Annotated in this window: 14 protein-coding genes, 1 tRNA gene and 1 pseudogene; 4 read left to right on the forward strand and 12 right to left on the reverse strand. The window is 60.9% G+C overall.

The genetic code is table 11. From position 1 onward, the window contains the following. Positions 1-508: 508 nt before the first annotated feature. Both WH91_RS05315 and WH91_RS24570 read right to left on the reverse strand, forming a co-directional pair. Positions 509-584 (reverse strand) — tRNA-Thr (locus tag WH91_RS05315). A gap of 420 nt (positions 585-1,004) precedes the next feature. Then, complete coding sequence (locus WH91_RS24570) at positions 1,005-1,241, reverse strand: hypothetical protein (RefSeq protein ID WP_052952605.1); 237 nt, start codon at positions 1,239-1,241, stop codon at positions 1,005-1,007. Between WH91_RS24570 and WH91_RS22455 the strand changes: the two genes are divergently transcribed. Together WH91_RS22455 and WH91_RS05325 are read left to right on the forward strand one after the other, a co-directional pair. Next, a complete protein-coding gene (locus WH91_RS22455) occupies positions 1,240-1,743 on the forward strand; it encodes an amidase family protein (protein WP_052952606.1) in 504 nt (167 codons plus the stop codon). The two genes, WH91_RS24570 and WH91_RS22455, sit on opposite strands and share 2 nt — an antisense overlap. A gap of 177 nt (positions 1,744-1,920) precedes the next feature. Continuing rightward, positions 1,921-2,388 carry a hypothetical protein gene (locus WH91_RS05325; protein ID WP_046169975.1) on the forward strand — a complete coding sequence of 156 codons (468 nt, stop codon included), beginning with the start codon at positions 1,921-1,923 and terminating at the stop codon, positions 2,386-2,388. Between the two features lie 72 nt (positions 2,389-2,460). Here WH91_RS05325 and WH91_RS05330 read toward each other — a convergent pair whose 3' ends face one another. From WH91_RS05330 to dctP, 8 genes are all read right to left on the reverse strand, one after another. After that, on the reverse strand, positions 2,461-3,513 hold the full coding sequence (locus tag WH91_RS05330; RefSeq protein ID WP_046169976.1) for a 3-carboxy-cis,cis-muconate cycloisomerase: 1,053 nt from the start codon (positions 3,511-3,513) through the stop codon (positions 2,461-2,463). A gap of 10 nt (positions 3,514-3,523) precedes the next feature. After that, a complete protein-coding gene (pcaF, locus tag WH91_RS05335; RefSeq protein ID WP_046169977.1) occupies positions 3,524-4,726 on the reverse strand; it encodes a 3-oxoadipyl-CoA thiolase in 1,203 nt (400 codons plus the stop codon). A 1-nt stretch (position 4,727) separates the two neighbouring features. Continuing rightward, positions 4,728-5,399, reverse strand: a complete 672-nt coding sequence (locus WH91_RS05340) for a 3-oxoacid CoA-transferase subunit B (RefSeq protein ID WP_046169978.1) — start codon at positions 5,397-5,399, stop codon at positions 4,728-4,730. After that, positions 5,396-6,118 carry a 3-oxoacid CoA-transferase subunit A gene (locus WH91_RS05345; protein ID WP_046169979.1) on the reverse strand — a complete coding sequence of 241 codons (723 nt, stop codon included), beginning with the start codon at positions 6,116-6,118 and terminating at the stop codon, positions 5,396-5,398. The genes WH91_RS05340 and WH91_RS05345 overlap by 4 nt, the downstream gene beginning before the upstream one ends. Before the next feature lie 131 nt (positions 6,119-6,249). Then, positions 6,250-6,687, reverse strand: a complete 438-nt coding sequence (locus WH91_RS05350) for a type II 3-dehydroquinate dehydratase (protein WP_046169980.1) — start codon at positions 6,685-6,687, stop codon at positions 6,250-6,252. Further along, entirely contained in the window at positions 6,684-7,994 is a 1,311-nt protein-coding gene (locus tag WH91_RS05355) for a TRAP transporter large permease (RefSeq protein WP_046169981.1), read from the reverse strand. Before WH91_RS05355 ends, WH91_RS05350 begins: the two co-directional genes overlap by 4 nt. Then, positions 7,991-8,509 carry a TRAP transporter small permease gene (locus WH91_RS05360; protein ID WP_046169982.1) on the reverse strand — a complete coding sequence of 173 codons (519 nt, stop codon included), beginning with the start codon at positions 8,507-8,509 and terminating at the stop codon, positions 7,991-7,993. The genes WH91_RS05355 and WH91_RS05360 overlap by 4 nt, the downstream gene beginning before the upstream one ends. A 77-nt stretch (positions 8,510-8,586) precedes the next feature. Then, positions 8,587-9,567, reverse strand: coding sequence for a TRAP transporter substrate-binding protein DctP (gene dctP, locus WH91_RS05365; RefSeq protein ID WP_046169983.1), 981 nt, complete (start codon positions 9,565-9,567; stop codon positions 8,587-8,589). Between the two features lie 235 nt (positions 9,568-9,802). Here dctP and WH91_RS05370 point away from each other — a divergent pair, with 235 nt between their 5' ends. Continuing rightward, a complete protein-coding gene (locus tag WH91_RS05370; RefSeq protein WP_082102002.1) occupies positions 9,803-10,486 on the forward strand; it encodes a GntR family transcriptional regulator in 684 nt (227 codons plus the stop codon). Here WH91_RS05370 and WH91_RS05375 read toward each other — a convergent pair. Further along, positions 10,483-11,370, reverse strand: a complete 888-nt coding sequence (locus WH91_RS05375; protein WP_342028135.1) for a shikimate dehydrogenase — start codon at positions 11,368-11,370, stop codon at positions 10,483-10,485. The two genes, WH91_RS05370 and WH91_RS05375, sit on opposite strands and share 4 nt — an antisense overlap. A 175-nt stretch (positions 11,371-11,545) precedes the next feature. On the opposite strand from WH91_RS05375, the gene WH91_RS05380 reads away from it, so the two are divergent. Beyond that, the gene (locus WH91_RS05380) at positions 11,546-12,232 is read left to right on the forward strand and encodes a TetR/AcrR family transcriptional regulator (RefSeq protein WP_046169985.1); all 687 of its coding nucleotides are present in this window, start codon (positions 11,546-11,548) and stop codon (positions 12,230-12,232) included. 239 nt (positions 12,233-12,471) lie between these two features. Here WH91_RS05380 and WH91_RS23200 read toward each other — a convergent pair. Continuing rightward, a pseudogene (locus WH91_RS23200) lies at positions 12,472-12,692 on the reverse strand (IS110 family transposase); the annotation flags it as partial.

The following is a 12,692-nucleotide window of genomic DNA, read 5'->3' on the forward strand; positions in this document are numbered from 1 at the left end:
GCATCAGCATATCCTGCTGCATCCGCTGGCGAAGCGGCCTGGTAGGAGCCTCGGTCGATAGAGTAGCCATGGCAAGTTCCTCTCGTTGAAGGGAACTCCATGGTCAGATCAGCTGCCGCTCGATCAATAGCTTATAATGAAACCGAGACCCCGCCGCCCGCACCCTCCCGCGAAGCGGGTTCGTGCATGGGGCGCGAAGCCGCCTGATTATGCTCCTAAAGGTTTGGCGACCGCTGCGATCACCTTATTGTCCGTAGTGCATTTCGGAGGCGTTGAAGCTGAGACTGCGTTCGACGCAGATCGCCCAGGGTTATTTTCTTCAGGCCGGCATCACGTGTCCTGCAGGTGCAAAGGGCTCGAAGTCGGGCGACCATGGATCGCAATGGGAGGACGCGAGGCTATGCGCCTCAAAATCTGACGAACTGTAAACCATTGCTAAAACTGTAAACCGAGAGGTCGCCAACACTAAAATGCAAACGGGAAATGAGCTTACAAGTGCTGGAGATTCTGGTGCCGGCATCAGGATTCGAACCCGAGACCCCCTGATTACAAATCAGGTGCTCTACCAACTGAGCTATACCGGCATTGCGGAGCCAACTAGCATTAAGCGCGGCGGGCGGCAACAGGCAGTTTGTGGCTGTCCAAAATCGATATAATTTAGTTGCCAGCGGTTCACTCTGTCGGGGAGCGACGATACTCTTCAGCTAATGTCGCGTGGCAAGCTTGGCCAAGATGATCACTTCAGCCGTGGTCCCAAGACAAATGAGCGCACATGCCAATACAGCGCCAACATGTCGGCCGGAATAGCTTTTCCGTCACACCCTGTTGGATTCCGAGACTCGGGCCGAGGCAGCGATGGCAGCTGGGTATCACAGCTGCCAATTAGCCGCATTCGCTCGGCGCCCTGCCGCCGCGCAAGCATGTTCATCGCCGGCCATTCGGTTGAAGACGGCAAGACCGTCGCCTCCATCGGCAATGTCCCTGAAGCCGGCTACACCAGCAAGCTATCTGCGACCGCCCTGAACGGCGCCTGCGTCGGCATCTATGGCGCCGGCTGGCGCACCGAAGCGCTGTTGCAGGAAACCAAAGTCCTCTACGCCGCCACCCTCGAAGAGCTCAAGCGACGCGGGGGGGTGCTTGCCGAAGACCCCTTTGCCGGCAGCGGCTTTGCCGATCTGGCCGACAACAGCGGCGGTCACGACGGTCGCGGTATGGAATCGGTTGCCTATGACATGGAGCATGTTCCTGCGCCGCTTTGGCGATGCCGCAGCCGTCAACTCGGTCGCCAGCCTCAAGGCCAAGGTCAAGATCGACCCGTTCTCCAAGGATGGTCCCGGAGGCATCATTGCCGACATGCCGCTACTGCAAAAATCGCTGCAGGACCCCACCCAGCCGCCAGAACTCAGCCAGTTTCTCGCCGCCCGACGGGCCTATCTCAAGACCTTCAACGCCGGGCTGGCCAAGCACAATCTCGATGTCCTGACCTTCCCCCAGACCGCCGCCGACCTGCCGCCTGTCACAGGCAAGAACCTTTATCCGGCAACCACGGTATCGGAAATCAACATTGCCGGTCTCCCCGGCATCGCCGTACCAGCAGGCCAATATGCCAGCGGCGCCCCCTTCAGCCTGATCTTCGTCGGCCCAATGTGGAGCGAATCAACCCTGCTTGGCTATTGCTTCGACTACGAACAGGCGACCGGCCAGCGTATCGTGCCGCAACTGGTCGAAGTTCCCTTCGAATGATCACTGCGTGACCATCTGTTCGACGCCAGTGTCGGCCTGCGAATCAACCCACAGCCCGTCTCTTGCTGAACAGCGGTGCCATGTCACCCGCGAACAGTTGTTGATCTTGTGGACTGGGCTGATGGTTGCTCGGTTAGCGGTGCTGCCGTGCTATAGGGAGGAAAAACCGAGGCACACATGGCAGCAGATCCATCGACGATGACCGACCCAAAGCGCATTCGGATGCTTATGCAGAATGCGCTGGCCAGAAACGAGGAAGGTCTCGCCCGGCTGTGCCTGCGCCGCATTTTTGAACTGGGTGGTGAGGGCCATCCCGACCCTTTGGTGAGACGCCTCTGGCAGGCCGTGACGGCCTACGAGGAAACTCTCAAGATGAAGGTTGGTCGGGCCCAGCGCGAAACCAAGGTGCGCAAGAAGATTGAGACCAAGGGACCACTCGTTGCGCTTGCGGATTGGGCTACCGCCAAGGACGTCACGCCAGGATTTCTCGCCGCGATCGGCGCCGGCATGGCCGAGTTCACCGGCGAATATATCGTGCTGGAATATGCCGATAGTTTTGAGGACAACGTCGTGCAGGCCGCCCGGGCCCGCCTCGAGGGCTTTGGCGTAGCCCTGCCTAAAACTTGGCGCTCACGGCTAACCTAGGGCCGGCCACCGCGGGGCCTCAAACCAATCGCAGCGGCGCTGCGACATCGCCTTGCCGCTGCGTCCGGCACGCTATGCCGGCAATGTTGGTAGCTCCAACTGACCAACCAGCAAACTCGCGACACGCAGGCTTGCGCCGGTCGTGACCAGAATGGATGGCAACGTCAGCCACTCGAGCGTCCAGGCTGCACCGGAGCGTTCGTTTTCATGCACCATGGCCTGGTGCAAAGTACCAACCAGCCCAGCATTGTATCGGGACAGGGCAACCAGCACTTCGGCGTTGACCGGGTTTGACTTGTGCGGCATCGACGACGACCCGCCACCCCCCGTTATCACCACTGCGCCAATTTCATTTTGCGCCAGCAGCGCCACGTCCGCTCCCATCTTGCCCAGGGTCCCGGTCAGCAAGGATAGTGTAGAGGCAAAGCCGACCAGCGTGTCGCGCGCCGTCTGCCATGGTTCCGCAAGGCCAAGATCGAGTTGCTTTGCCAGCCCCCGCGCCACGGCATCGCCATGCGCGCCAAAGCTGCTGCGGTCACCGATCGGGCCACCCAATTGAATAACCAGCAGGCTGCGACGAGCGGCCTGCAGCGCCGCCAGATGCCGGCGCAGGGGCGCGATCCAGGTCGCCAGTTTTGCGCCAAATGTATAGGGCAGTGCCTGCTGCATCCGGGTGTGAGCCATCATGACGTGCCCGCCGTGGCGGCTGTCGAGATGGTCGAGTTCATCGAGCAACGCGGTCAATCGAGACGAGAACAGGCCAATGACCTGGGCCAGTTGCAACATCAGTGCCGTGTCGATGATATCCTGGCTGGTGGCGCCTTTGTGCAAAGCGTCGGCGTGAGGCGATGCGATGCGCGATCGCAGCTGAGCAACCAATGCGGGAATCACAACGCCGTCCCGCACCATTCCGACGGCCAGATCGTCCCAATCGGGTGCAAAATGGGCTAAGCCAGCGGCGATGGCCGCTGCTGCGGCGACGCCGATCATGCCTGCGTCAGCCTCGGCCTGGGCCAGGGCGATTTCGACGCGGATCATGGCAGCGACCTGTGCCTCGTCGTCCAGTAGGGTTTCGATTTCAAGGTCGCCAGTTAAGGCGTCGAGCAGGGTGCGATTTGTACTCATGGCTGCAACACTAGACGCGCTCAAGCCCGATGGCGATGCCCTGCCCGACACCGATGCACATGGTGGCAAGGCCGCGCCGCTTGCCGGTCAGCGACAGCTCCAGCGCCGCCGTGCCAGCAATGCGCGCGCCGCTCATGCCGAGTGGATGCCCAAGTGCGATGGCGCCGCCATTGGGGTTCACGTGAGGTGCGTCTTCGGCGATGCCCAGTTCGCGCAACACGGCAATGCCTTGGCTGGCAAAGGCCTCGTTAAGTTCGATGATGTCAAAATCCGCCGGTGCTAGCCCAAGCCGGGCGCACAGCTTCTGCGTCGCCGGCGCCGGCCCCATGCCCATGATACGTGGCGGCACGCCAGCCGTTGCGCCGCCGAGAATACGGGCAATTGGCGTCAATCCGTGCCGCTTGGCGGCCGCTTCGCTGGCGATGATCAGCGCCGCGGCACCATCATTGACCCCCGAAGCATTGCCCGCCGTCACTGTGCCATTGGCAAACAGCGCCCGCAGCTTGCCCAGCGTTTCCATGCTTGAGCCGGCACGCGGATGCTCGTCCTTGTCAACCACGGTCGCTTCGCCCTTCTTCTGGGGGATGCTAACCGGCACGATTTCCCGCGCCAGCCGGCCGTTGGCCTGCGCTACCAGAGCCTTTTCCTGGCTGCGAAGCGCAAAGGCGTCCTGAGCGTCGCGCGACACGCCGACTTCCTGCGCCACGTTCTCACCAGTTTCAGGCATGGAATCAACGCCGTGGAGCGACTTCATGAGCGGATTGACGAAGCGCCAGCCAATTGTGGTGTCATAGATCTCGGCATTGCGCGAGAAAGCTGTCTCGGCTTTGGGCATGACAAAAGGCGCGCGCGACATGGATTCCACGCCGCCGGCGATGACGAGGTCCGCTTCACCCGATTTGATGGCGCGGGCGGCGGTGATGACCGCTTCCATGCCCGAACCGCAGAGGCGATTGATGGTGGTGCCGGTCACCGAAACCGGCAGGCCGGCCAGCAGCAGGCTCATCCGCGCCACATTGCGATTGTCCTCGCCGGCCTGATTGGCATTGCCGAAGATGACGTCGTCTACTGCGTCCCAATCGACCCCGGCATGAGCCGCCATCAGCGCCCTGAGCGGGATAGCGCCGAGATCGTCGGGCCGCACCGAGGACAGCGCACCGCCAAAGCGGCCGATAGGTGTACGCAGATAGGCGCAGATGAAAGCTTCGGCCATCTCAGAGCTCCGGTACGATAAGTTCGCCGATGGTACCTTGCACAAGCAGTTCAGCGCCGGTCAGCGCCTGCAACTCGTCGAGGCTCATGCAGGCAAGTTTTTCGCGCAGCACGAAGCGGGCGTTCTCGATGTCGATCACCGCCAGGCTGGTATAGACGCGGGTGACGCAGGCCACGCCGGTCAGCGGCAGCGAGCAGGCCTTGACCAGCTTGGGCTTGCCGTCCCGCGTAACGTGATCGGTGATCACTGCGACGCGTTTGGCGCCATGCACCAGGTCCATTGCACCACCGACCGCCGGAATGCCCTGGGGCCCGGTGCTCCAATTGGCCAGGTCGCCCGTCTCGGCGACTTCGTATGCGCCTAGAATTGCCACGTCGAGATGCCCGCCGCGCACCATGGCGAAGCTGTCGGCATGGTGGAAAAACGACGCGCCCGGCTTCAGCGTCACGGCTTTCTTGCCGGCATTGATCAGGTCCCAGTCTTCCTCGCCCTCCGGCGGGGCCTCGCCGAAATTGAGAATGCCGTTCTCGGTATGGAAAATAGCCTCCCGCCCCGGCGGCTGGAACTTGGCGACCATTTCGGGAAAGCCAATGCCCAGGTTGACATAGGCGCCGTCGGCGATGTCCTGAGCGGCGCGCCAGGCGATCTGGGCGTTGCTGAGCTTCTCGATCATGCGTAGGCCACTCCCGCGCGCATCAGCGCCTCTTCCTGCTGTGCATCGGCAACCTCGACCACGCGGGTAACGTACAACCCCGGCGTTATCACCTGCTCTGGGTCAATATTGCCCGGCTCGACGATCTGCCTCGCCTGCACGATGGTAACGTTTGCCGCAGCAGCCATCAGCGGCGAGAAATTCCGGCCGGCCTTGCGATAGGTCAGGTTACCCATGCGGTCCGCCAGTTCAGCCTTGATGATGGCGACATCGGCCTTGAGCCAGCGCTCCTGCACATACATCCGGCCGTCGAATTCCGCCGTCGGCTTGCCCTTGGCCAGGTCGGTGCCATAGCTGGTCGGCGTGTAAAATGCAGGAATGCCCGCCCCACCGGCGCGGATACGCTCCGCCAGCGTGCCCTGCGGCACCAGCTCCAGCGCAATCTCCCCGGCCAGGTATTTCTCGGTGAAGGCGCGCGGATCGGCCGAGCGCGGAAACGAGCAGACCATCGTCGCCACCATGCCCGCATCGATCATCGCCGCGATACCGATGCGACCATTGCCGGCGTTGTTGTTGATGATTGTGAGGTTCTTAGGACTGCCGGTGGCGTGAAACCGGTCGATCAACGCGTGGATCAACTCGATCGGCGCACCCGAACCGCCAAAGCCGCCAATCATGATCGACATGCCGTCGGCAATATCGGCGACGGCACTAGCCGGATCGGCGACGGTCTTATCCATCTGAGGCTCCCCGCGCTAACACAGCGCGTCGGAACTTACGCACTGCGCAACTTAACGCGCAATGCCGTTTGTGCGACTGTCGCTATTTGTTCGAATATCGCCCAAACACTAGCTTGCGTAGGTGTCGAAGGTTAGGAGCGATCCCCAACCATCCCGAGCATTGTCTGTATCGCCGTCGCATACCCCTTCGCACCCAGCCCAGCCATCACCGCATCGGCCCGCATCGACACATACGAACGATGATAGATCGGCTCCCGCTTGTGAATGTTCGAGATGTGGAACTCGATCACCGGCCCCTCGAACATCTTGAGAGCATCGAGCAACGCCAACGAGGTGAAGGTGAAGGCGGCGGGATTGATGACGATCCCTGCCCCCTCGTCGATCGCCTCATGCACGAGATCAATGAGCTTTTCTTCGCTGTTGGTCTGGTGAAACACGACTGGCCGCTGGCCGCTGGCGGCGCGGCAGATTTGCTCCACCTCCGCCAGCGTCGTGGTGCCATAAATGGCAGGTTCACGCTTGCCCAGCCGATTGAGGTTAGGTCCGTTCAATACATAGATTGGCTTCATAGTGCGGACGTCCCGTAGCCGAACATCTTGGGCAGCCACAGCACCACATCGGGCACGAAGGTGAAGATGATCAGCGCCAGGATCAGCCCGAACAGGAACGGCATAACATCAGCGACAATGGCCTTCATCGGCGCCCCCGATATCCGCGTCATGATGAACAGCAGCAGCCCGTAGGGAGGTGTGATCAGCCCAAGCATGATGTTGACCACTACGACGACGCCGAAATGCACCGGATCGATGCCAAGCGCCTGGGCCGTCGGGATCAGCACCGGCACGATGACCAGCAGGATCGTCGTGCCTTCCAATACGCAGCCCAGCACCAGCAGCAGGATGTTGACGCAGATCAGGAAGGTGATCGGGTTGAGGTCCCAGGCCAGCAGCACGCCGCTCAGGCTATGCGGGATATTCTCAACCGTGACGACATAGTTGAACACCAGGGCGCCGGCGATCAGCATGCCGATCGAGGCGGTGGTCTTGGCGCTGGTCAGCAGCGCCTCGTATAGATCTGGAAAGCGCACGCTGCGGTAGACGACGACGGACACGATCAGCGCGTAAAACGCAGCCACGGCGGCGGCCTCGGTCGGCGTGGTGATGCCGCCATAGATGCCATACATCAGCACAACCGGCATGAAGAGCACCGGCAGCGCGTGCCAGGTCATCTTCGGCAATTCACGCAAGGGCACCGGCTTTTCGACCGGGAAATTCTTGACCCGCGCGGTCACAGCCACCTGCACCATCATCACGCCGGCCATCAGCAGGCCGGGAACGACGCCGCCAAGGAACAGATAACCGATCGAGGTATCGGCGATCAGCGCATACAGCACCATGGGTATCGACGGCGGAATGATCGGCCCGATCACGGCGGTGACGGCGGTCAGGGCAGCCGCATAGCTCGGCGTATATTTGCCGTCCTGCGTCATCATATGCTGCATCATCTTGCCCGACCCAGCCGCGTCGGCGACGGCCGAACCGCTCATTCCGGCAAAGACGATCGACTGCAGGACGTTGACCTGAGCCAGGCCACCGCGGAAGCGGCCGACCACGGCGTCGCACCATCGTAACAGGCGCTCGGACAGCGTGCCTGAATTCATGATTTCGGCGGCGAGAATGAACAGCGGCACCGCCAGCATGATGTAGTTGGAATACATGCCGTTGAGGAACTGCTCAGCGACAATGCCCATGTCCTGGCCGCGCATCAACAGATACAATACCGAGGCGCAGATCATCGAGAGGCCCATTGGCAGGCCGAACACCGACAGCACGATGATCAGCCCGAGGGCGAGGGTGAAAGCGAGAGAAAGAGTCATACGCCGGAGCTCACCTTGGTCGGATCGTATTCTTCAGTGCCCTTGCCCCAGATGGCCTGATAGCCGAGCCAGAACTGCCGAACGATCGTTGCCACCGCGAAGATGGCGTAAATCGAATAGAGCCAGTCGAACCGGATCTTGAGGTAGGCGGTCTTTTCGACCTTCATGAACATCACGTAGTCGATCACCGCCGGCAGCGAGATGCCGAACAGCACGATCAGCATTACCGCCGAGGCCACGACCAGCACGCGCCGCCAGCGGTCGCTGACCGCCGAATAGAGGATATCGAAGCGGATTTCCTCGTTGTCGCGCACTACGAAGGCCGTGCCGAACAGCACCATCCACAGCCACATGATGACGCTGATCTCATGCGTCCAGCCGACCGGGAAATTGACGACGTAGCGGAAGAATATCTGCAGGATGAACACCGTGAACATCACGGCAAGCATGGCTGCGAGCAGATTTTCGGCACGGGCGTGCAACCACGCGCCGATACCGGCAAAGCGGGCGTTCATCCGAAGTCTCCAGAAAAGGTAGATACCGTTCCGGCGGTGGCGCCACTGCTGCGGCGCCACCGCCTGTCTAAAACAGACTAGAGCGCGTTGATCTTGTCGACTACGCCTTCGGGCCAATCCTTGGCCAGTTCGGAGTCGAGGTACATCTGCTGGGCATACGTGCGGAACGCCTCGATATCGGGCTCGTAAACCTTGAGGCCGGCCGATTCAAACCGGACCAGCAGCTCAGCTTCGCGATCAAGATGGGCCTGCTGGCTGAAATCAATGGCAACGGTAGCGGCTGCCTGCAGCTTTTCTTGCTGCTCGGGCGTCATCGCGTTGAACTTCTCGCTGGAGATCACCAGCAGGTCGTAACCCACCAGATGCGAGGTCAGCACGATCTGCTTCATCACTTCGTAGAACTTCATGTTCTCGACGTTGGGCAGCGGATTGTCCTGGCCGTCGATCGCACCGGTCTGCAAGCCGGTATAAACTTCGGCATAAGCCATTGGAGTTGGGTTGGCACCAAGCGAGGTCCCCAGGAACTGCCAGGCATCGCCACCAGGCATGCGCAGCTTGATGCCAGCCATGTCCGCCGGAGTCTTGATTTCCTTATCGATGCGCAGGCCGACCTGGCGCGCGCCGAAATAGGTTGGCCCGAGGATATGCACCCCAAGCTGATCTTCGGCCATCTGCTTGAATTCCGCACCGACTTCGCTATCGAAGAACGTGCGCAGATGCGCCGCATCGCGGAACAGGTAGGCCGAGGTGAGCACTGACCAGGCTGGAATCTGGTTAGAAATATCCTGCGGGGCGATGTTGCCCATTTCAAGGTTACCGCGCTGCAGCGCGACAAGCTCTGTGCCCTGCTTGAACAGGTTGCCGCCGTAATAGGGCTCGAGCGTGAAATCATCAGCGATCTGTCCAGAGAACAGGCCCATCATCTCGGCGCGAATGTCCTGCTCCGAAAATACCGCCGAAAATCGCAACACCGGCTTGTCCTGAGCCATGGCCGGCACGGCAACAGCCATCATCAGGCTACCAAGCAGCACCGCGCGGCGCGTGAAACCAAAACGCATTATCATCCTCCCAAATGTCGCCTGAGAACCAGGCATCCTCGCCGGACGACACGGTCAAACACCGTCCTTTTTTCGTCCTTGCGCACAATGTACGAAATAGTTCGTTCAAGTCAATCCAGTTTCCCGATGCGTAGAAAATTAGCTGCCACTACAGTTTCTGTCATCCATTTTACAATTCATATGATATTTTATCCGCGCTTTGACGTTACTCGCTTCGTTGGTTACAAGCTTGCCTATGGAGGCCACTGTGAGAGACGAAAAACAGCAGATCGACGGGGGCGTTGGCGAGACCGCATTGCGTCGCATCCGCGACGACATCGTGACCGGCATTCTGTTGCCGGGCAAAAAGCTGAAGCTCGATGCCCTGAAAAATCAGTACGGCGCCAGTGTCAGCACCCTGCGCGAAATCCTGAGCCGGCTGGCCAGCGAAAATCTGGTTACCGCCGAAGGCCAGCGCGGCTTTGAAGTCGCCGCGGCGACTGCTGATAATCTGCGCGAAGTGGCCGATCTGCGCCTGCTGCTTGAAAGCCACGCCATCCGGCTATCCCTTGCGGCGGGCGACCTCGACTGGGAAGGGCGCGTTGTCTCGGCCCATCACAAGCTCTCCGTCGTTGAAGCGAAACTGGTGAGCGGCGAGATCGAGCGCACCGCCCAATGGGTGAGCTATGACTTTGCCTTCCACAATGAGCTGATTTCCGCCTGCGGCTCAAGCACGCTGCTCGACCTGCATGCGTCGGTATTCGACCGTTTCATTCGCTATCACATGCTGGCAGCCAGTTTTCGCGGCTCGGCCGTAATGGACGACCATAAGGCGCTGTTCGATCTGGCAATGCGGCGGGATGTGGATGGCATCGTCAGCAAGCTGACCGCCCACATCAAGAGCGGCGTCGACCACGTCCTGCAAAGCGGGCGTATCTAGCCTGCCACGGCTTTCCGGAATGTCGCGGCCATGGCGCTGGCTTCCGGCTTTTTGCCGCAGAACAGCTCGAAGGCTCGAACAGCCTGGTAGACCGCCATGCCGCCGCCCGGCAGCACCTGGCAGCCACGTTCGCATGCCAATTCGAGCAACGCGGTTTCGAGTGGAAAGTAGATCACGTCGGCGATCCAGTGCCGCGGCTCGATCAGGCTGGCATCGAGCGGCAAGCCAGGATGCTTGGCCATGCCGACCGGCGTCGTATTGACGATACCATCGGCCAGCGCTGCCACTGCAACGTCCTGCACCGCCCGCACGTCGGCACCCAGCAGATGCCGCAGCCGCTGCGCCAGCATGTCGCTCTTGGCCTGATCCGTATCGAAGATGTCCAGCTTCTTGACCCCGCTCTGCAGCAGCGCCCTTGCTACCGCGGCGCCGGCTCCACCGGACCCCAGCTGCAACACGCGCGCCCTTGCCACATCCGGCAGCCCCTGGCGGAAGCTCTCGGCAAAACCCCAGCAATCCGTGTTGTGACCGGTAAACTGCGCGCCACTCAGCACCACGGTATTGACGGCGCCAATAGCTGCGGCGTCGGGGCCCAGGTCATCGAGCAGCGGCAGCACCGCCTGCTTGAATGGATAGGTCACATTGAGGCCTGCAAAACCCAGATCGCGTGCCTCGGCCAGTACATCGGCAAGCTGGCTGTCATCGAGACCGAGCCGATCGAAGTCGATCAGGTGATAGTGATAATCCAGCCCCTGCCGCCGCCCTTCCTGCTCATGCATGATCGGGGAAAGCGAGGAGGCAATGCCGCGACCGACCAGCCCGATTGTAATGCAATCGGCATGGGGCAACTGGTTATTCAGAACCGAAACGCGCAGTGGGTGCACTGTTGGCCTGCCTGCGATGTGCAAAACTGCTACTCCCCGCCTGCCCCTGCCCGCGGATAGCGGCGGCGGCCTTGTTTTTCTCGCTCCGCAACAGATAAATGCTGCAAGGCGATTTGCGGCAAAATGTACGAACTGGTTAGTTTAGTCAATTGCTGCCGAGGAAGGCTGCCAGCGCATGAGCAATCCGGTATCTACATCCCGATCCAGGTCGCGCGCCACGCCGACGCGCGCGCAGGACCCCGAGGGCACGCGGCAGAACATCATCGAAGTTGCTGCGCAGGAGTTTGCGCTCAACGGGCTATCGGGCGCGCGCATCGACGAGATTGCGGCCAAGACACGCTCGTCCAAGCGCATGATCTACTACTATTTCGGCAGCAAGGAGGGCCTCTACGTCAGCGCCCTCGAAAATGCTTACCGCCAGGTGCGCGAAGGCGAGGCCAAACTCGACATCGCCGGCATGCCACCGCTCGATGCTCTGAAGCGCCTCGTCGAATTCACCTTCGACCACCATCACCAGCATGAAGAATTCATCCGCATGGTGATGATCGAAAATATTCACCACGGCGAATTCCTCGAACGCTCCGACGTCATCCGCGACCTCAACGTCACGGCCATCGGCAATATCGAGGCCATCTACGCCAAGGGGCTCGCCGCAGGCCTGTTCCGTGCCGATCTCGATCCCCTGGAAATCCACTGGCAGATCAGCGCCCTGTGCTTCTTCAACGTCTCCAACCGCGCCACCTTCTCCAAAATCTTCGGCAAAGATGTCGGCAGCCCCCAATACCAAACCTCCCTCCGCCGCCAGACAGTGGACATGGTGCTCAGATTTGTGGTGCGAGCCGATAAGCTGGGCGGGGTTTAGGTACGGCCGCGGGAGCCACCGCACCTTTGGTGCTTCCCAAAGGAAGGAAGCCGATAGACACGGGCGTCCGACCTTACATCGGGGCCAAACCACCCCCACCCTTGATCCTTCTTCACTCAAATCGCTCCACAGGAGCGATCTGCCCCTTCGGCTACGTTCGAAGCCCACAAGGGGAAGGGAGGCGATGAACACTGACATCCGACCTGGCGCCTCCCTCCCCTGAGCAACCGTGTTTGATGTCAATCGCTTTTGCCCTTCCATGGTGCATCGTTGGCGATGACGGCGTTGGCTGTGGTGATGAGTTTGCGCATGGCGGCGACGATGGCGAGCTTGCCGGGTTTTCCCTGGTCGCGCAGGCGCTGGTAGAAGTCTCGGATCGGGGGATTGGCGCGGATGGCGGAGAGGCTCGCCATGTAGAGGGCGCAGCGTACCGAGAGACGGCCACCGGCAATATGGGCCT

Source organism: Devosia psychrophila, from assembly GCF_000971275.1.
GTDB lineage: Bacteria > Pseudomonadota > Alphaproteobacteria > Rhizobiales > Devosiaceae > Devosia > Devosia psychrophila.